A 19,352-nucleotide genomic window follows, 5' to 3' on the forward strand; every position below is an offset into this window, starting at 1 on the left:
AAATCATGTTTTATATAAACTATATAGTCAATGACGGAATCATCTTCTTCAACATCTATGTATGGGCCCTGCTCAATCTGATCTCCCTTACGGCAGGATGGAAGGCCGCAAAATCGGAACCAAACCTGTACGAAAACCGGCACATACACTTTGCTCTGTCGATGACGCTGCTGCTCATGTCGGTGATGTCGCTGATCTTCATACTGCTGATCATCCTGACCCGGCCCTACTTCCTATAGACAGAGTACAAATAAAGCCAGCTTCCACACGGAAGCTGGCTTTATTTATGCCCGCATCATTCTGCCTCTTCTTCATATATGTCCATGCCGTACCATTTTTCGGATATCTCAGCCAGTGTGCCATCGCTCCTCAATTCAGCAAGCACATCATTGATATCCGAAATCAACTGCTGATTTTCCGGCGTATCCTTGAATGGCAGGGCGACAGGCTGAACTCCGAAAGGCTCCCCTGCTATTTCAAGCGCTATATCACGATCATTGATCATTGCCAACAGCTGTTCCCGCCCAAATAGGTATGCATCAATCTTGCCGGCAATCACATCGTTATAGACCACCTCGTTATTCTCATAATCAATGATCTCGCCCCCATGATCCGGGTATTCCTCATTCAGTACATTCTGGAAGTTCGTGCCCAGTATCGTACCGACATCGGCCCCCTCCAGATCACTGACGGATTGGATGGTCTCATTATCCTGGGCCACCGCCACCGCTGCCTTCGAATTATAGTAGGGGTCGGAGAAGGTATACTTTTCAGCCCTTTCCGGAGTCATGGCAAAATTGCTGGCCGTATCCACATTCCCTGTATCAAGATTGGCCAGCACACCTGTCCAGTCTGTCATCACCCATTCTATCTCATAGTTCAGTTCATCGAATATCGCGTTATAGATATCTGCATTGAATCCCTTCACTTCCCCGTCTTCCTGGAAAGAGAGCGGATAGCCATCAGGTGACGAACCGATTTTGATGATATTTTCCCCTTCCGTCTCTTCCACACTCCCGCTTTCCGCTTCATTTCCGCATCCTGCAATCAAGAGCAGGACGAATGCCAACGGTAAAATCCATTTCTTCATAAGAATCCCCCTGTATGTAAGTTGTCATATAAGCACAGATCCATAAAACATAGTTTTTTACTATGGATTAATGGGTATAAGTCTATCATGACAGTAACTCTTTAACAAGAGGGTCTCATATAGGGAATTCATGGACTCCATATAAGAAATATCTATAAGAAAGAGCGCCGTGTATTTCAACGGCGCTCTTTCAGTGCTTTGAGTGTCTGATTCAATTTTACTTTCCCCTTTTGGAACATCGGCACGCCGACTTCGGCAAGGGTGTACAGCGGGCGGTGGAGAACATAATCGAATTCTCCGATTTTCTCACTCACTTCCGTCCCCCATACTTTCTTGAACTGCCACAGGCCGAAATGTGGGGAATCCTCGGGCGGAGAGACGCTGACACCGCCAAAGTCATATGTCTTGGCACCATTGTCCCGTGCATACTTCATCATTTCATACTGCATATGATGGTTCGGCAAGTATTCACGGTACTGGTCGGAAGATGCCCCGTAGAGATAGTATGCCTTATGTCCAGACTGGGCAAGCAGCGCGCCGGAAAGGATGACGCCTTCAGGATGCTCTTTCTTGATTTCTTCAATCTCCTGCTGCTGTTTCTGAAGCTTTTCCATTCGGTTGTTGAGATCCTTGATCTGGTTCTCCTTCTTGCTGCCATCCTTCTTCTTCATGGCTTTTTCCAGATCCTTCCCGACCTTATCCAGGTCCGCCTCCAGGGAAGCCGCAACTTCCGCAGGCATCAGTTTCACCAGGAATAATTCCATGTGCCCATTTTCGTGGAGATTATCATAGAGGGATTCAAAGTAGGTGATGTCACGGGTGAGGAACCCATCCCGCTGTCCGGTCTCCTTCATGAGCCTGACGAAGGTCTGGAGATCCCCACGCTCCGCCCTGTAGACTTTGGTCCCCCGGCGGATGGCATTGCGCACTTTTGTACGGTTGTTCCGCTCAAAGCTCTGCAGCAGTTCCTTGTCATCCTTATCGATCGGGGCCACCATGGTCTGCCTCGGCTGTATATTATCCTTGCTCATGCCATCTTTCAGGCCACGGTGCCTGAAACCGATCGATTCAAGGAATCCTATCGTATCCCGATGTGTTTCAAGTGGAAGGTCCGGATCTATCTTTATTGCATAGGCCTTCTCGTCCCCGGCTATCTTCAATGCCTCATTCAGCATGAATTCCACAAGAAGCGGGTCCTTGTAGTCGCAGACAAAGCCTCTGGATATATAGCATAGTGTATGGTTCAGTTTCGGCACCTTCTTGAACAGGAGAAGAGCCGCGCCAAGCGTTTCATCCACCTCGTTTCCTACGGCAAACCGTCTGGAGTACCATCCGGTCAGTTGCTTGGAACGTGCCCAGTCCGTCAACTGCAGCAGGTCTCCATGGGGGTGCCCTTCAATAAACTGATCATGTTCGTCTTCAGTCAGGTTCAACAATTTAAGCATAACGGTCTCCATTCAATTAAAATCTGATATAATATTCCATGAAAGGTGGTCCTATCATGAGACAAGCTATTCTAATCTTTCTTCTGATCATCAACATCATAAGCATCGTCCAACTTGGTCAATATGACAGTGGGGATCTCATCGCTCTGATGAGTGTCAGAATCATCCTCGGTGTAGTCACCATCATGCTGAGCATTGCGTATATCCTTGTGAAAGGCACAAAGTCAATCGTCCTGATCAGCATCATCACAGCACTTTCTGCACTTCTGCACCTTGGACTCATCATCTATATAAATTTGTAGACTGCTCCTCTATAAATCGCCGATTCCCCGTCCATCCCCAATTCCAGGGTGATCGACGGGTCTTTATTTTCTGAGATGGTGAGCGTCGTATGTGCATCGACTTCACCTTTCCAGACACCGATTACATCAAAGAAAGCGTCCCACACCTTCACATTCCTCACTTCATGATGAATATTCATTTCCGGGGAAATGAACGTCCCCCTCAAGTTTCTGATCCTCTCCAGACGCGCCGATTCCTCTTCCTCCCATTGTATGAAGAAGGGCAGCACCTCTTCATCATCCAAAACGTAGAGCAGCTTCCAGCGTATCGTTTCGCCATTCGTCGTCCGCTCCATATCCACTGGGCCTACAGTTCTGAACCCTTTCGCCCGGTATCGGTCGGCAAGCTGGTGTATTTCTTCTGTGGCAAGTGCATAGCGTAGGAAGCCTTCTTCGTACTCCATGCGGTCAATCGTACCGACAAACGAATCCTCCGACTCTTCCAGATGGCGTTTGAATCTTTCTTCGTCGTCGATGGCGAGATATTCCACATATCTCTGATCGAAATAGGACAACAGGTTCGCAGTACCCAGATGTTCATGTTTTCCGCCCGAATGGATGGGCAGCAGGCCATCTTCCTCTACCGGTTCCAGCTTGTTGACATAATGTATGATGTGATCGAATTTAACCATGCTATTCACCTCTTTCCAACTATATCATATTACCGTTAAATCGTCCCAGACATTAAAAATTACAGCCTGTCCATGTGGACAGGCTGTATCTCTATGCCTTGATGACACCGGATGTATCCTGCTGTTCCAGACTTTCCTTCTCCTTGGCGCGCTCTTCTTTCGTGACGATGCGTTTATGCGTGTCATTATCGAAGAAATGCCCCTTGTTCATGTCGAACGCAAACTTCACGATGTCTCCCGGCTCAAGCTCATTGCGTGCGTCGACACGCGAGATGAATTCCTGCCCTTCGAGGTCTGAGTAGAGCATGATTTCGGAACCGAGAAGCTCACTTACTTTGACTTCCGCATTGAAGGCGGAAGCAAGCTCCGATTCGACGAAGACCGCTTCCTCCCTGACATCCTCCGGACGGATGCCGAACTTGATCGGCTTGTTGTCATATCCCTCATTCAAAAGCATGCGACGCTTGAATTCAGGAATCTTGATTGTCGTCTCCCCAATTACAAGTTCACCATTCCTGATCTCTGCATCAAACACGTTCATGGCTGGTGAGCCGATGAACTGCGCAACAAACACATTCTCAGGAAAATCATATACTTCCTTCGGCGAACCGACCTGCATGATATCCCCTTTATCGAGTATCACGATGCGGGTGGCCATCGTCAGCGCTTCCGTCTGGTCGTGTGTCACGTATACCGTGGTCGTCTTCAGGCGCTTGTGCAGTTTGGTGATTTCAGCACGCATCTGCACCCTCAGTTTCGCGTCCAGGTTGGACAGCGGCTCGTCCATCAGGAAGACGCTCGCCTCCCTGACGATTGCCCGGCCCAGCGCTACACGCTGCCTCTGTCCACCTGAGAGTGCCTTCGGCTTGCGGTCCAGGTAGTCCGTCAGACCAAGAATCTCGGCTGCATGCTCAACCCGTTCTTTGATTTCCGCTTTCGGCGTCTTCCTCAGCTTGAGACCGAACGCCATATTGTCGTAAACGCTCATATGCGGATAGAGGGCATAGTTCTGGAAGACCATTGCGATATCCCTGTTCTTCGGCTCGACATCATTCACCAAGCTGTCATTGATGTACAATTCCCCGCCTGTGATCTCTTCAAGTCCGGCGATCATCCGCAAAGTCGTCGATTTCCCACACCCGGAAGGACCAACCAGTACGATGAATTCCCCATCATGGATTTCCAGATTGAAATCATCCACCACCGTCGGACCTTTTTCATATGTCTTCTTTATATTCTTCAGCTTTAAATCAGCCATAAGATCACTCCTTTAAGCCCACCACATGTCAGTCGGCTGTTCTTTTATTATGACACCCTGCAGATTTCTTACAGCGGTCTGGAAGCCTTCTTCTATGGACATCAGACCATCTTCATGTTCAATCGAGACGACATAATCATAGTCGTAGGTTCTGAGCGCACTCATCATGTTCGCCCATTCATCCATACTGTGGCCCAGGCCGACGCTTCTGAACGTCCAGCTCCGTTCCCTGATGCTGCCATAAGGGTTCATATCGAGATAGCCGTGCATATTAAGGTTATCCTGATCGATATACGTATCCTTCGCATGGAAGTGATGGAGCGCATCTTCACGCCCCAGAATCTTGATTGCTGCAACGGGATCGATCCCCTGCCACCACATATGGCTTGGATCGAGGTTGGCACCGATGTATGCGTTCGTCGCCTTCCTCAGTTCAAGCATCGTATGCGGGGAGTGGACGAGAAATCCGCCATGAAGTTCCAACCCGATCTTCACATCGTTCTCTTTCGCAAGTTCAGCGATGTCCTGCCAATATGGAATCAGTCTGTTCTTCCACTGCCATTCCTTTATCTCCGAATATTCCTCCGGCCAGGGGGTCACCGGCCAGTTGACTGCCGTGTCCGTCTCATTCCCAGCAGGCGTACCGCTGAATGTGTTGACTACAGGTACATCCATCAGGTTTGCCAGCCTGATCGACTTCCTCAATATTTCATCCGACTCCCGACGGAAAGCTTCGTCCGGAGAGATCGGATTTCCATGGCAGCTGAAGGCGCTGATGATGAGCCCCCGTGATGTGAACTTCTCCAAGTATGCCTCTCTTGCATCTTTCGATTCAAGCAGTTCATCGACATTGCAGTGCTTATCTCCAGGATAGCCGCCTGTACCGATTTCTACTGCATCCAGCCCGGATGCTTTGATATAATCCAGCATTTCTTCCAGCTCCATGTTCTGGAACAGCGGATTGAATACTCCCAGTTTCATCTGTCTACCTCCTAAAGTCTGATGCTCCTCTGTTCTTTCGAGCTTAAGTATATTGCTTCGATGATCTTCGATACTTCTTTCGCTTCTGTTGATTTCACCGTTAGCGGGGTGTTGTATTTGATCGCTGATATGAAGTTTTCAGCCTGAAGTCTGCTGTAGGGCTCATCCACTTTTATATAGTCGATGCGCATCGTCGTCATCAGGTCTTCATCGGCCTGGTTCACTTTCATATCGAACACATCAAGGCCTGCTTTGGCACCTGAGATGCTGATGTGGTTTTCATCTTCCGGGATATTTGCGGCCCAGCTCGTTTCAAACAGCATCGATGCACCATTATTGAACCGTATGAATGCACTGACATGGTCTTCCACTTCAAAGGAATCCCGGTTGAAATGTCCCCATTCGTTGACTGTATTTGTACGGCTCAGCTGATTGTAGGTCGAGCTTGATACTTCCACAGGCTTTACGTCACCCATGAGGTACATGGCCAGGTCGAGGAGATGGCAGCCATAGTCGATCAGTGCACCGCCCCCCTGAAGTTCCTGGTTGGTGAATACCCCCCACCCAGGAACTTTCCTGCGCCTGAGCCCTTTCACACGGACCACGAGGGGATCACCGATTGTGCCGCGTTCGATGATCTTCTTCGCTGCGATCGCCTCTTTCATGAAGCGGTAATGATAGGCAATGTGAAGCTTCACGCCATTGCGTTCCTCCGCTTCAATCATTGCATTGCACTCTTCTGTACTCATGGCCATCGGCTTTTCACAGAGCACATGCTTGCCGTTGTTCATCGCATCGATGCTGATTGATGCGTGGAATTTATTAGGTGTGGAAACCACCACCGCATCGACATGGGGGTACATGTCCTCAATTGTAGAACATACTTCCGGAATGTTGAGCTCGTTCGCCACCTTCATTGCACGCTCCACATTGACATCCTGTATGGCTGTAATCTCCACATCATCGAAGGTCCTGAACGTGGGAATGTGCCGTCCTGTCGCTATTCCCCCAACACCAATGAAACCCAGTCTTATTTTAGCCATCTGCAACACCTATTCTCCAGTAATGATCTTCTTCGTGCGATCGGATTCTAAAGCATTCAGTATGATTTCCACGGATTTTTTCGCATCTTCTGCCGTCACCGGTACCCGCTCTTCATTCACAAGGGCATTGATGAATGCATCCATGACCAGCGACTTCTTCTTCTGGCCCGCTTCATCATTCGTCTGTATACCGCCGTAGTTCTCCTTGACGACTTCACCGTCTCTGCCTGTGAAAATGAAGGAATGCTCAGAATCTGCAAGCAGGCTGAGCACACCCTTTTCACCATAGATGACGGTGGAGTTGTCCTCTTCCCCATAGAATGACCAACTCGCCTGCAATGTGCCGACGATATTCGATTCGGTGCGCAGAATGCATACCGCATTGTCATCCACATCGGAAAATTCCTTCGCTTCCTTGGAAATGAAGCTGCCTACATCCAGAACCTCTTCCCCGAGGAGATAACGCATGAGATCAGCCTTATGCACACCAAGGTCTCCCATTGCGCCCATTACCGCTTCCTCCTTCTTGAAGAACCAGCTGTCCTTGCCGTCGACACTCCAGTCCTCCGGGCCGGGATGCCCGAACGCTGTACGGAAGGAATAGATCTTGCCGAGTCTGCCTTCATTGATGTAATCGCGTGCCACCTGGTGCTCTTTGATGAGACGCTGGTTATGGCCGACCATCAGCTGCTTGCCGGATTTCCTTTCCGCTTCAATCATGCGGTCCATCTCATCCATCGCAACACCCATCGGCTTCTCGCACAATACATGCTTGCCTGCTTCCAGTGCCGCAATTGAAATCTCTGCGTGCATGTAGTTCGGCGTACAGACGCTGACGGCATCGACATTGCTGTCCATAAGCAGATCTTTATAACTTTTGTAGGATGCGCCGCCATATATCTTCTGTTGTGCTTCAGCCCGTTCGATCACCGGATCGCAGAATGCAACCAGCTTCACGTTTTCATTTTCTTTATATTCGGCAATATGCCGCTTCACTCCGATGCTGCCGCATCCTATAATACCAACGTTGATCATGATTATTTCTCCTTTATCTCTTCCAGTGGTTCGTGATTTCCGTAGTAGTGTTTCTTGCCATGGACACTCCCTGCCCAGTTCACACCATTATTGATGACCTTCTGGACGTTCTCATCATAGTATGTCGGATGTGTCTCATGACCCGGACGGAAGTAGAATATCTTGCCGTTGCCCCGTTTGAATGTACATGCACTCCTGAACACTTCGCCGCCTTCAAACCAGCTGAGCATGATCAGCTCATCCGGCACGGGAATGTCGAAATGCTCGCCGTACATCTCCTCTTCAGGCAACTCGAAGTATTCACCGAGACCATCAACAATCGGATGCGTCGGATCGACCACCCAGAGGCGTTCCTTTTCATTCGCTTCACGCCACTTGAGGTCGCAGGATGTGCCCATCAGCAGTTTGAACGGCTTGGAGAAGTGCGCTGAATGCAGGATCACCAGGCCCATGCCGTCCCAGACACGCTGACGCACCTTTTCTGCAATTTCGTCAGCGACCTCATCGTGGGCTTTGTGCCCCCACCATATCAGGACATCTGTATTATCCAGCACTTCGTCAGTCAAGCCATGCTCCGCTTCATCCAGAGTTGCCGTCGTCACTTCATGCCCTTCAAGGAAACTCGCAATCTGACCGTGGATGCCTTCAGGATATATTTCACCCACCACTTCTGATTCCTTCTCATGCCTGTATTCGTTCCAGACTGTCACTTTCATCCGCCTTCCTCCTTCTGTGTTGATCTGCGTTCTATAATGCGCGTAGGTACCGTAATGATTCTTTTTAATTTATCTCCATCTCTTATCAGGGTGATGATTTCATTTCCAGCTTCCTTGCCAAGTTCCTCCGGGAAGATGTCGACAACGGTCTGGGGCGGGGCCGCAAACTTCGTCAGCAGAGAATCACTGAAAGTCGCGGTGGCCACATCCGCCGGAATGCGAATCTTCATCTGATAAAGATGGGAAATGATGCGGGCATTCAGAACACCGTCCAGTGTCAAAAGCGCCTCCGGTCCGCCATCTTCAAATAAAGATTTCAGCATGTCGCTGATGGAACGGGGGTCATCTCCACATTTGACCACCCTGCCCATGGCTGATAGGCCAGCCTCATGCATCGCCATTTCAAAGCCACGAATCCTATCTCTAGCGACCGCAAATACATCGTTATCTACAATCATCGTAATTTTACTATAACCTTTCCCAATCAATAATTCAGTTATGGACACCGCCCCCTGTACATTGTCATTGTCCACATAGATGGCTTCACGATCGTTGCGTATATCCTTCCCTATGACTACATAAGGGAAGCCGGCTGCCGAGAGGAATGCTGCTATCGGGTCGCCCTCTTTTGAATAGAGGAGTATGAACCCGTCGACCTGCCTTGAACTGATCAGTTCCTTCACTTCCGCAAGAAGACTGGCATCATCAGTCGCGGAAGTTGTAAGTGTCGAAAAACCCTCTTTCCTGCAGGCTTCGGAAACACCGAGGTTCACTTCAGAGTAGAAAGGGTTCAGGTTCACTTCATGCATGCCGCTCTTGATGACCAGGCCGATGGTATTCGACTGGTTCGTCACCAGATTCCGTGCCGCGATATTTGGTGCATATCCACTCTCTTCCATTATTTTTTGGACTTTCTTTTTTGTGGCGGCACTGATTCCATCATGATCTTTGATCACCCTGGATACAGTAGAGGGAGAAACTCCAGCTATCCTTGCCACATCTTTTATCGTCACCATCTCATAATAAGCCTCCTACCTACTTCACAGCACCGTCCGATACACCTTTGATGATATGTTTCTGAGCAATGAAGTAGCCGATTATGACCGGTATGATGGAAATCGTCAAGCCGGCCAGTGCCAGGGTCCACTGTTTCGTATACTGTCCGAAGAAGAGGAACAGTTTAAGTGGAATCGTTTCGTCCCCCTGGCCAAGCACCAAGCTTGGAAGGAGGAAGTCGTTCCAGATCCAGATGACATTCAAGATCGCCACCGTCACACCAATCGGCCTCAGAAGCGGGAATATGACATGCCAGAAGGTCTGCCATTTTGTAGCCCCATCAATCTTTGCCGCCTCATCAAGGGAGAGCGGGATATTCTTCAGCGCTCCATGATACAGGAACAGAGAAAGGCCGGAACCGAAACCGATATACATGAAGATCAGGCCCCATTTGTTCAAGCTCTGAAGCTCACTGAATATCTTGACCAGCGGAATCATCACCGACTGGAAAGGAATGAGCATGGAGGCGACGAACAGGAAGAATATCAGGCCGCTGACCTTGCTCTTGTTCCTTGAGAGTGCGTATGCAGCCATTGCCGAGAAGAATACTATGCACACAATGCTCAGCGACGTAATCAGGAAAGAGTTGAAGAATGTCCTGAGAAAGTCGAGTTCCTGAAAAGCCTGTACAAAGTTCCCAAAAATGGGTTCCTGCGGTGGTGCAAGCGTATTTTCAAACATTTCCCGCTTGGTCTTGAACGCATTGACCAGCATGATGTAGAAGGGGGACAACCATAGAAGTGCGAGCAGAATGCCGACGATTTCCAGAACAATGCGACCGGTCGTCTTTTTCTTCTTCATTACAGCTCCACCTCTTTTTTCTTATTATAGTAGACTTGCGTCAAACTTAAAATTGCCACGATTATGAAGAAGATGACCGCCTTGGCTTGGGCCAGTCCCATCGTGTTCATCGCAAATGCCGTATCGACAATATCCATGGCAATCATTTTCGTAGTGCCACCAGGGCCGCCTCCGGTGAGGGAGAGGTTCTGATCGTAGATCTTGAATGCACCGGACAATGTCAAGAACATACTTACTGTGAATGCCGGAGCCACAAGCGGCATCACAACATTCTTCAGCTTTTGAAAGTAACTTGCTCCATCCATATCCGCCGCCTCGAGCAATTCGTCAGGGATGCTCTGCAGATATGCAATGTAGATGATCATGATGTAACCGGCCATCTGCCATACATGCAGAATGACGAGTCCCCAGAAGCCCGTCGCAGGGGTCGCCAGCCATCCCTGCAGCATTTCGACACCCATGGCGTCTCCAAGGGCATTGAAGATATTCGTGAAGATGAACTGCCAGATGAAGCCGAGGATCAGACCACCGATCAGGTTCGGCATGAAGAAGATTGTCCTGAGCAGGTTCTTTGATTTTATGTAGCTCGTTACAATCAGTGCCAGTGAAAAACCAACGACATTTATGATGATTACGGTCACGATTGCATACTTGAAAGTGAACCAGAGCGCACTCAGGAACGTTGGGTCGGACATCAGACTTTTGTAGTTATCAAATCCTGTAAACACCGGTGTCTGCGCCATGTCGCCTGACCACTCTGTAAGGGAATAATAGATCCCCCAGATGAAAGGCACGACTACAACAATCAAAAGTGCCGCCAGAACCGGGGCAATGAATACCCAGTACATGATATTTTTGGTTTTCATATTAACACCTCTTTGTAAGAAATAATGGAGCAATATGATTGCCCCATTATGATTTCATTTATCTATTCTCTTCCCAGTATGCTTTGGAGTTATCTATCGCTTCTTCCCATGTGATATCTCCGGAAATGTACTGCTGAACATTATCGCCGAATGTCTCTTCAGCGAAACCGGTAGGATATCCAAGGAATACCCATCCGCTTGTATTGCCTTCTTCGGAATACTCATAGATTTCCTGGGACAATGGATCTGAGATCTGGCTTGTGTCATAGTCCTCATATGCCGGAATGAAGTTGAAGTCGTTCAGTACGATTTCCTTGCCTGCGTCGGATGTGTACATATAGTCGAGGAAGTCTACAGCCGCCTGCTGAACATTATCTTCAGCTCCGGAGTTCACTACCCAGTACTGAGGTACGCCTACAGGCATTTTAGACTCGCCGGCCACCGGAATAGGAATGATGCCGGAATTCTCAGCCACTTCAGGTGCAATCTGTTCAATGGAAGGGTATGCCCAGTTGCCCTGTTGGATCATGGCAACCTTTTCCATGGAATAGAGGGCTTCGACTTGTTGTGAATAGTCGAGGCTCAATACTGGCTGCTCGGAATAGTTCACTTGCATATCGATGTAGTTCTTCAGTTCTTCGGAATGTTCAAACTCAACCGTGTCGGACTCGAATGCTTCGATAACGCTGTCATTGAATTCAGGTGCGAGGAATGAACTGCTGGAGTGGTTTCCATATACCCATCTCTCTTTGCCCGGGAAGGCGAAGACGGCATCCAGGCCAAGTTCTTCTTTCATACCATCCAATGTATCTACTGCTGTCTGCAGATCTTCCATCGTCGTCAGTTCATCAGGGTTGATTCCTGCTTCTTCAAAAATACCCTTGTTGTAGATCAGGCCGTATCCTTCAAGGTTGTAAGGGATACCGTAAACTTGATCATCGACTGTAACTGCATCAAGCGTACCTTCCAGCGCTGCGTCGACTGCTGCGGAATCTTCGATTGGTGCGATACGGTCCTTATGATCTTCATAGTCCTGAGGTCCGCCGATATTGAAGATATCCGGTTCGTTGCCAGATGCAATCTTCGACTTCAATGTGGCACCGTAGTCGTTTCCGCCACCGACCGTTTCAACGTTGATTGTCACATTCGGATTCTCTTCTTCATATTGTGCCACGAGGGATTCGAACTGCTCCTTGAATTCCACTTTGAACTGATAGAGGTCAATCGTTACGGATTCACCATCGCCACCTTCTTCACCGTCTCCTGAAACTGAACCGCCAGCGTCTCCACTGTTGCCGCATGCTCCCAATACGAGAATCAGGGCAAGAAGAAAGGCATAACTCCACTTCGATCTCTTCATTTTTCATCCTCCTTGTATGTAAGCGTTATCAATCGCTTGTATTTTGATTATATATTCAGAATTCTTTTAAGTCAACACTTTTTTGCAAACGATTGCATAAGTTTATTTCCTTTACATACAGGATTCCTTATAACGTTTTATCATGTTCAAGTGCAAACGATTGCCCTCCAAAGGAAAAACATCCCGGCAAGCGCGTTCTGGTCTAACGGTGGTATTTGATGACTTCGCGGGCAAAGTCATTCATATCGCCGACGTATTCAAATGTTCCCTTCAATACGGGGTAGATGCTTTTCACGCTGACTTCGCCGAGCGAAGAAACGATGAAAGTGACGACATTCAACTTCCTCATTTTAAAGACTGCACTGAAGAGCGTGGCCAGATGATTGATGTAGTCCGCAGGTTTCTTCGTGTCCTTCTCCGTATTTTTTACACGATTGATGTAGTCCGCAGCCCGGGGGATGTCCTGACCGATCACTTTTCCATCCTCCTCAGTGACGCCATAGTGCGATTCGGTCATTTCCTCTATCGATTTGTAGGAACGGCTGAGTATGATGTCCTTGAAGCTTGGAGACAGCAGTTTGGCAGCCAGGCTGTTCATTTTCCTGGTTAGGAATTTCTCAAGATACTGGGCACTTCTGACCCTCTTGTCGAACATTGCGTCCTTCTCTTCAAATATATCATTCAGTTTCCTTCTCAGCTCATCGATCCCCGCATCATCCTTCACACTGGCAAAATGATAGGACAGCGGCTGATCGAGATGCTTCTTGAAGGTCACATGGAGCTCCGTGTCCTTGTCGTTCATCAGTGTCTTCTGTGCACGCTCTCCGGAAACGTCCACAAGTGTATCGGTCTTGTTGTAGACGAATGTGATATGGATGCCTTTCTTGGCAAGGTACCGGATAACCATTTCATCCGCATCCCGTATCTTGGAAGAGAAGATGTACAATACGTGTCTGACACCTGTCCTGGCTATCAGCTTCTTGTACTGCACTTTTTACTATGAGACCAATAGTATACGACTTGTTCGTAACAAGATTTCTTGCAGCAACATTGGGCGTATACCCCATCTCCTGCATTATTTTGCGTATTTTTCTTTTGGTATCTGAACTGATTCCTGGATGATCCTTTACAACTCTTGAAACCGTTGAAGGGGAAACGCCAGCAGTTTTTGCTACATCTTTAATTGTAACCATCAGATCACCCTATCTAACCTTTAGTCGATCCGGACATCAAGCCGGAAATCAAATACCTCTGCAGGAAAAGGAACACGATTGCTATAGGTACTGCAATCAGGATCGACCCTGCGGCAAATCTTGTGAATGTATTGGCAAATTGATCATTGACCATATTGTAAAGCCCTAATGCCAAGGTGAAGTTTTCTGGACTTCTCAAAACGATACGCGGCAAAATAAAGTCCATGAACGGTGCCATGAAATTAAACAATGCAACTACTGCAATAATCGGTTTGGCCAAAGGAATCATTATTGTAAAGAATATACGAAAATGTCCTGCGCCATCCATTTTCGCAGATTCATCCAACTCTCTTGGGATGGTATCGAAATAACCTTTAACCAAAAATGCATTCATCGGAATCGATCCACCCACATATACAAGAACAAGTCCCCAGAGGGAATCCAGAAGTCCTATTGTATTGAGGAGGATATAGATTGCCACCATGGCCATCAATACCGGAAACATCTGCAGGATAAGAAAGGCATACAGACCGTATTTACGTCCGACAAAACGATATCTTGAGAAGGCATAGGCAGTCAAAGTAACGAAAACCACTGAAAGGAAAGAGGAGGCCGCTGCTACAATCAAGGTATTCTTATACCATGTCAGATACATGCTCTGCGGGTCTGTAAACAACCATTTATAATGGGTGAATGACCAGTTTTCAGGAATCATATTAGCCCCATACAAATTATTCCCCGGATTTAATGAAATTCCAAAAGTCCAAAGGAGAGGATAGAAGATCGCCACCGTCATAATGAACAGTATGGTATACATGACAATCTGCTTTAAGAGATTTTTTCTTTTTTTAGTCATCATATCTCACCTTCCTCTTGAACTGCTCTAGTACGACTGAACTGGAATGCAGCCACCGAAGCTACAATAAGACCAATGATGATGGAAATTGCGGCGGCCATATTATAGTTCTGGGTTTCGAAAGTCAGTTTATATACCCATGAAATCAAAATATCGGTGCCGCCAGCATTTTGTTCTCTTATAGCAGGTCCACCAGCATTGAATAGATAAATGATGTTGAAGTTGTTGAAATTCCCTGCATATTGCATTATGAGAAGCGGTGCTGTAGCAAACATGATGTGCGGGAAAGTTATTTCAGTGAACTTCTGCCACCCTGACGCACCATCCATATCAGCTGCTTCATACCAATCGTCGGATATACTTTGAAGGACGCCCGTGAACAAGGCAAAGACAAATGGGAATCCTAACCATGTTTGAATCATTATCAGAGCAACTTTTGCCCAGAAGGGATCTGATAGCCACGGAATTGAAAGGCCGAACAATGGTTGCAGAATGTCATTGTTGATAGCCCCGAACTGGTTATTGAATAGTGCAGAGAAAATAAGAATCGTCACAAATGCCGGCACTGCCCATGGCAAGATAAGTATAGTGCGTATCAGCCTTTTGAACTTTATCAAAGGATGATTGACGATGATTGCAAGAAGTAGGGCCAGGGCGATCTGTAATGTTGTTGCCACGAGTGTCCATACGATCGTCCATGTAAAGACGCTGAAGAAAGTATTCCTCCAGATGTCCACTTCAATCAAAGCCTTAAAGTTCTCGAAGCCAATATAATCCAGAACATTTCTAGGCGGTGCATTATAGAGATTATAGTTCGTGAATGCCAGGAAGAACATATACAGCAGTGGGAATACCACTATAAAGATGAGTAAGAAAAGCCCAGGGGCGACGATTGCATAAGGGAAACTCTTATCCCATGCATCCCTGAATTGCTGCCTCATCGTCCTGAAGTCCCCGCTGTTGATCAGTTTGGCATCTTTGTACGCATCTATGATATTAGCAATATAGAAGGTAATTGCTATTACGACTACAAGAAGGGATATGATCCCCTGTGCCAGTAAAATCCTTGAATCATCTACACGTGGAATTTCACCAAGAGTAAAAAGTCCCCAGAATCCAATATTCAAGAAATTATAGAAAACTGCAAAAAATGATATAAAGAGAATAAAGAGGCCACCTGCTTTGGCGTACCTCTTATTGTATAATTGGCCCAGTCCAGGAAGGATGGACAGGACTGCAGCCAATTTCGGATTTTTCTTCATAGCCCTTTCCTCCTAACCTTCGATACTACTCTTCAGAATCCTGTCCACCTGAAGCTGAGTCTATATCAGTTTGTATTTGTGATTTTGCTTCTTCCAAAACTTCGCGAGGATCGTCCCCATTAGATATGAAGATCAACGCATCTCCCATTGGTTCCCAAACTTGTGCCATTTCCGGAATATTAGGCATTGGGTTTGCGTTCTCGGCCTGCTCATTAAACACCCTCAACAGTTCATTGGAGCTTTCAACATCTGAGCGTGGCACTGTTTCCCTGAGGCCCTCAGTGACCAATTTGCTGTTATCAGCATTAGTCATAAACTTCAAGAGGTCTTTTGACCAGTATTCGTTCTCCGTATATTCGGAAATCATCCATCCCTTGACTCCCATAAATGGTGTCATTGTTTCTCCATCAAGTTCAGGTAGTGTTGCTGTACCCAGTGAATCTCCAAGTGCATCAGAATAGTCTGAGAGTTTCCATGGGCCTGTCATTGCAACAGGTGCCTTTCCATCTGTAAACAATCCATCAAGCACATCACCGGTCACATTCTCACTAAGGTATCCGGCCTGGAACCACTCTTGCATACGTGTTGCTTGCTCAACTACACCATCTGTAGCGACTTGAAGATCTTCAGAGTTGTAGCTTCCATCCTCTTCTTGGCCGAAAATCTGCTCATCTCCAGAGAACAGCAGTGGATATGAGAAGTAGAAGTTGGTTGCTTCCATCAGGAATCCGTATTCATTATTACTTTCATCCGTATACTCTTCCATGATTGCTTCGAGCTCCTCAACTGTTTGAGGCGCTTCGTCTATAATATCCTTATTATAATAGAGAGCAGCCGCTTCAACAGCAAATGGTACGCCCATCAATGAGCCTTCGTAAGTGAATGCTTCAAGTGCATTTTCGTTGAATGCATCGAGTTCGAATTCAGAGGGGTCGAGTTCCATTCCAAGACCTTGGAGATAAGCACTACCAATCATATCGTGTGGCTGTTGATAGAGGTCTGGACCCTGTCCTGCCGGAGCATCCAATGATAATTGTTCCAATTGGTCAGTCATGCCTACTTCTGTAAATTCAACAGCAATACCTGTTTCTTCTTCATACTTCTCAAAAATTTCACCGTATACTTCCATCTGATTTTCTCCATCAAGCCAAACATTCAGCACTTCAGGCTTTTCTGGTTCAGAGCCTTCTTCACCTGAGCCGTTGGCTCCTTCACCAGCAGCTTCTTCCCCACTCTCTGGTCTGTCCGGCCCACAGGCTGCCAACATCAGAACCAATGCAAACATCATCAATAGAAACCATTTGTTGCTCTTCATCATAATCCTCCTCTAGATATGTAAATCATTTCATACTTTTATAATAAAGCGTTTTCACATAGTAAGTCAATATTTTTTGCAAACGATTGCATAAATTTATCTCTTTTACATGCAGGATTCCTTATAACGTTTTATCATGTTCAAGTGCAAACGATTGCCCTCCAAAGGAAAAACACCCCGGCGATTGCCGGGGTGCTTTGGTCTAACGGTAGTATTTAATGACTTCGCGGGCAAAGTCATTCATATCACCGACGTATTCAAATGTTCCCTTCAATACGGGGTAGATGCTTTTCACGCTGACTTCGCCGAGCGAAGAAACGATGAAAGTGACGACATTCAACTTCCTCATTTTGAAGACTGCGCTGAAGAGCGTGGCCAGATGATTGATGTAGTCCGCAGGTTTCTTCGTGTCCTTCTCCGTATTCTTCACACGATTGATGTAGTCCGCCGCCCTGGGGATGTCCTGGCCGATCACTTTTCCATCCGCCTCAGTGACGTCGTAGTGCGATTCGGTCATCTCCTCTATCGACTTGTATGAACGGCTGAGTATGATGTCCTTGAAGCTTGGGGACAGCAGTTTGGTCGCCAGGCCGTTCATTTTCCTGGACAGGAATTTCTCAAGATACTGGGCACTCCTGACCCTCTTGGCGAACAGTGCGTCCTTTTCCTCGAATATATCATCCAGCTTCCCTCTCAGCTCATCGATCCCTGCATCGTCCTTCACGCTGGCGAAATGATAATACAGCGGCTGGTCGAGCTGTTTCTTGAAGGTCACATGGAGTTCTGTGTCCTTATCGTTCATCAGCGTCTTCTGTGCACGCTCTCCGGAAACATCCACAAGTGTATCGGTCTTGTTGTAGACGAATGTGATATGGACGCCTTTTTTGGCAAGGTACCGGATAACCGTTTCATCCGCATCCCGTATCTTGGATGAGAAGACGTACAATACGTGTCTGACACCTGTCCTGGCTATCAGTTTCCTGTACTGTTTTGGTGAATATTCCGTTGTTCCGACACCTGGAAAATCAAGGATCTTTCCCCTTTTTCCGTAGGGGTGCTCGGTAATTGTGCGTGTGGCATCAGTCTGTGTGGAAATAAAGGAATCGGCATCCGCCAACCGGTTTACCAGGGCACTTTTGCCTGCGTCAACCTGTCCCAGCACAGCAATGCGGTAATCGATCGTAGATTCTATATATTCATGATAGGCCATGACCAAAGGATGGCTCTGTTCCATATCCTCGCCTCCATTCAGATTGTATCTTCATTGTCAGCACCCATGTACCAGCTGATTGCAAACCCCAATATGGCGGACAGCACAGTCACTGTCCAGGATAGGGCTGTATCCGGAAGGCCGGGGTAGATCGCAAAGACGGATCCAATGACGAGCCCCAGTATCAGTGCATAGGTCAAATAGGTGAAATGTCTGAGCATATATTGGATGATGCGGCTCGCAACAAGCAGACCCAGGACGATGCCGGAACCGACGGCAATCAAAATCGGCAGTATTCCAAGATTGAAGCTTGTCAGCTCACTGACTGCATAGATGACGATGGAATACGAACCGAGTATCAGGAGCACCAGCGACCCTGATATTCCCGGAAGAAGCATCGTCGTTGAAGCGAGTATACCACTGAAGAACAGTTTGACGAGCAGCGGGAAGGTGATGGCGACATCATTGATCACCTGTTCCTCCCCCCTGCTCATTCCCATAACAAAGAGTAGCGCCACCGCCATGAACAGGATGATGTAGTGGCCTGCCCTGAATTCCACTTTATAATTCGAAATCCTCAGCATCATTGGAACGACGCCGATCACCAGACCGATGAAGAACCAATGCGTCGGCACCATGTGATTCCGCAGCAGATAGTCTATCAGGTTGGATAATGTAAGTATCGCAATCCCCATCCCGAAGACCAGCGGCAGCAGGAATAGAATCGCCTTCCTGTAGTGCTTTGATACGATTTTACTGATGGCCCCGAGGAACTGGTCATAGATGCCGAGGAGGAGGGCCATCGTGCCGCTGCTGACTCCAGGAATCAATTCACATATGCCCATCAGAAACCCTTTGAAGATATTTACCCATTTTACCATTTATAGTATCC

21 protein-coding genes are annotated in these 19,352 nt (G+C 47.5%); 2 read left to right on the forward strand and 19 right to left on the reverse strand.

The window, feature by feature from the left end:
- The first annotated feature begins 5 nt into the window (after positions 1-5).
- Complete coding sequence (locus tag EDC33_RS11475) at positions 6-239, forward strand: hypothetical protein (protein WP_249036098.1); 234 nt, start codon at positions 6-8, stop codon at positions 237-239.
- A 56-nt stretch (positions 240-295) separates the two neighbouring features.
- Here the strand turns inward: EDC33_RS11475 and EDC33_RS11480 are convergent, their stop codons facing one another.
- On the reverse strand, positions 296-1,090 hold the full coding sequence (locus EDC33_RS11480) for a transporter substrate-binding domain-containing protein (protein ID WP_124011282.1): 795 nt from the start codon (positions 1,088-1,090) through the stop codon (positions 296-298).
- Positions 1,091-1,266: 176 nt separating this feature from the next.
- Entirely contained in the window at positions 1,267-2,535 is a 1,269-nt protein-coding gene (locus tag EDC33_RS11485; protein WP_124011283.1) for a lipid II:glycine glycyltransferase FemX, read from the reverse strand.
- Between the two features lie 56 nt (positions 2,536-2,591).
- On the opposite strand from EDC33_RS11485, the gene EDC33_RS11490 reads away from it, so the two are divergent.
- Entirely contained in the window at positions 2,592-2,837 is a 246-nt protein-coding gene (locus EDC33_RS11490; protein WP_124011284.1) for a hypothetical protein, read from the forward strand.
- On the opposite strand, the gene EDC33_RS11495 is transcribed toward EDC33_RS11490, so the two are convergent.
- The 17 genes from EDC33_RS11495 to EDC33_RS11575 all read right to left on the reverse strand — a co-directional run bounded on the left by EDC33_RS11495 (position 2,822) and on the right by EDC33_RS11575 (position 19,341).
- On the reverse strand, positions 2,822-3,508 hold the full coding sequence (locus EDC33_RS11495) for a VOC family protein (RefSeq protein ID WP_124011285.1): 687 nt from the start codon (positions 3,506-3,508) through the stop codon (positions 2,822-2,824). The two genes, EDC33_RS11490 and EDC33_RS11495, sit on opposite strands and share 16 nt — an antisense overlap.
- A 91-nt stretch (positions 3,509-3,599) precedes the next feature.
- A complete protein-coding gene (locus EDC33_RS11500; protein ID WP_124011286.1) occupies positions 3,600-4,766 on the reverse strand; it encodes an ABC transporter ATP-binding protein in 1,167 nt (388 codons plus the stop codon).
- 12 nt (positions 4,767-4,778) lie between these two features.
- On the reverse strand, positions 4,779-5,747 hold the full coding sequence (locus tag EDC33_RS11505; protein WP_124011287.1) for a sugar phosphate isomerase/epimerase family protein: 969 nt from the start codon (positions 5,745-5,747) through the stop codon (positions 4,779-4,781).
- An 11-nt stretch (positions 5,748-5,758) separates the two neighbouring features.
- Positions 5,759-6,790: a Gfo/Idh/MocA family protein gene (locus EDC33_RS11510; RefSeq protein WP_094907300.1), complete on the reverse strand. Its 1,032-nt coding sequence runs from the start codon at positions 6,788-6,790 to the stop codon at positions 5,759-5,761.
- 9 nt (positions 6,791-6,799) lie between these two features.
- Entirely contained in the window at positions 6,800-7,831 is a 1,032-nt protein-coding gene (locus EDC33_RS11515; protein ID WP_124011288.1) for a Gfo/Idh/MocA family protein, read from the reverse strand.
- The gene (locus EDC33_RS11520) at positions 7,828-8,541 is read right to left on the reverse strand and encodes a ThuA domain-containing protein (protein WP_124011289.1); all 714 of its coding nucleotides are present in this window, start codon (positions 8,539-8,541) and stop codon (positions 7,828-7,830) included. The genes EDC33_RS11515 and EDC33_RS11520 overlap by 4 nt, the downstream gene beginning before the upstream one ends.
- Positions 8,538-9,557, reverse strand: coding sequence for a LacI family DNA-binding transcriptional regulator (locus EDC33_RS11525; RefSeq protein ID WP_124011290.1), 1,020 nt, complete (start codon positions 9,555-9,557; stop codon positions 8,538-8,540). Before EDC33_RS11525 ends, EDC33_RS11520 begins: the two co-directional genes overlap by 4 nt.
- A gap of 19 nt (positions 9,558-9,576) precedes the next feature.
- Positions 9,577-10,398, reverse strand: a complete 822-nt coding sequence (locus tag EDC33_RS11530) for a carbohydrate ABC transporter permease (protein WP_031547019.1) — start codon at positions 10,396-10,398, stop codon at positions 9,577-9,579.
- Positions 10,398-11,264 (reverse strand): carbohydrate ABC transporter permease, encoded by an 867-nt coding sequence (locus EDC33_RS11535; RefSeq protein WP_094907293.1) that lies wholly within the window; start codon positions 11,262-11,264, stop codon positions 10,398-10,400. Before EDC33_RS11535 ends, EDC33_RS11530 begins: the two co-directional genes overlap by 1 nt.
- 58 nt (positions 11,265-11,322) lie before the next feature.
- Positions 11,323-12,624 carry an ABC transporter substrate-binding protein gene (locus EDC33_RS11540; protein WP_124011291.1) on the reverse strand — a complete coding sequence of 434 codons (1,302 nt, stop codon included), beginning with the start codon at positions 12,622-12,624 and terminating at the stop codon, positions 11,323-11,325.
- Between the two features lie 202 nt (positions 12,625-12,826).
- Positions 12,827-13,531, reverse strand: coding sequence for a hypothetical protein (locus EDC33_RS11545; protein ID WP_124011292.1), 705 nt, complete (start codon positions 13,529-13,531; stop codon positions 12,827-12,829).
- 1 nt (position 13,532) lies between these two features.
- A complete protein-coding gene (locus tag EDC33_RS12895) occupies positions 13,533-13,817 on the reverse strand; it encodes a LacI family DNA-binding transcriptional regulator (protein ID WP_282957580.1) in 285 nt (94 codons plus the stop codon).
- 13 nt (positions 13,818-13,830) lie between these two features.
- Positions 13,831-14,673: a sugar ABC transporter permease gene (locus tag EDC33_RS11555; RefSeq protein ID WP_094907383.1), complete on the reverse strand. Its 843-nt coding sequence runs from the start codon at positions 14,671-14,673 to the stop codon at positions 13,831-13,833.
- A complete protein-coding gene (locus tag EDC33_RS11560) occupies positions 14,673-15,935 on the reverse strand; it encodes a sugar ABC transporter permease (protein ID WP_094907381.1) in 1,263 nt (420 codons plus the stop codon). Before EDC33_RS11560 ends, EDC33_RS11555 begins: the two co-directional genes overlap by 1 nt.
- 25 nt (positions 15,936-15,960) lie before the next feature.
- Positions 15,961-17,250, reverse strand: coding sequence for an extracellular solute-binding protein (locus EDC33_RS11565; protein ID WP_124011293.1), 1,290 nt, complete (start codon positions 17,248-17,250; stop codon positions 15,961-15,963).
- Between the two features lie 202 nt (positions 17,251-17,452).
- Positions 17,453-18,484 (reverse strand): GTPase domain-containing protein, encoded by a 1,032-nt coding sequence (locus EDC33_RS11570; RefSeq protein ID WP_124011294.1) that lies wholly within the window; start codon positions 18,482-18,484, stop codon positions 17,453-17,455.
- A gap of 14 nt (positions 18,485-18,498) precedes the next feature.
- Positions 18,499-19,341: a DUF368 domain-containing protein gene (locus EDC33_RS11575; RefSeq protein ID WP_229716762.1), complete on the reverse strand. Its 843-nt coding sequence runs from the start codon at positions 19,339-19,341 to the stop codon at positions 18,499-18,501.
- Positions 19,342-19,352: the final 11 nt, after the last annotated feature.

Origin of the sequence: Salinicoccus roseus, from assembly GCF_003814515.1 — a bacterium.
GTDB classification, from domain to species: Bacteria; Bacillota; Bacilli; order Staphylococcales; family Salinicoccaceae; genus Salinicoccus; species Salinicoccus roseus.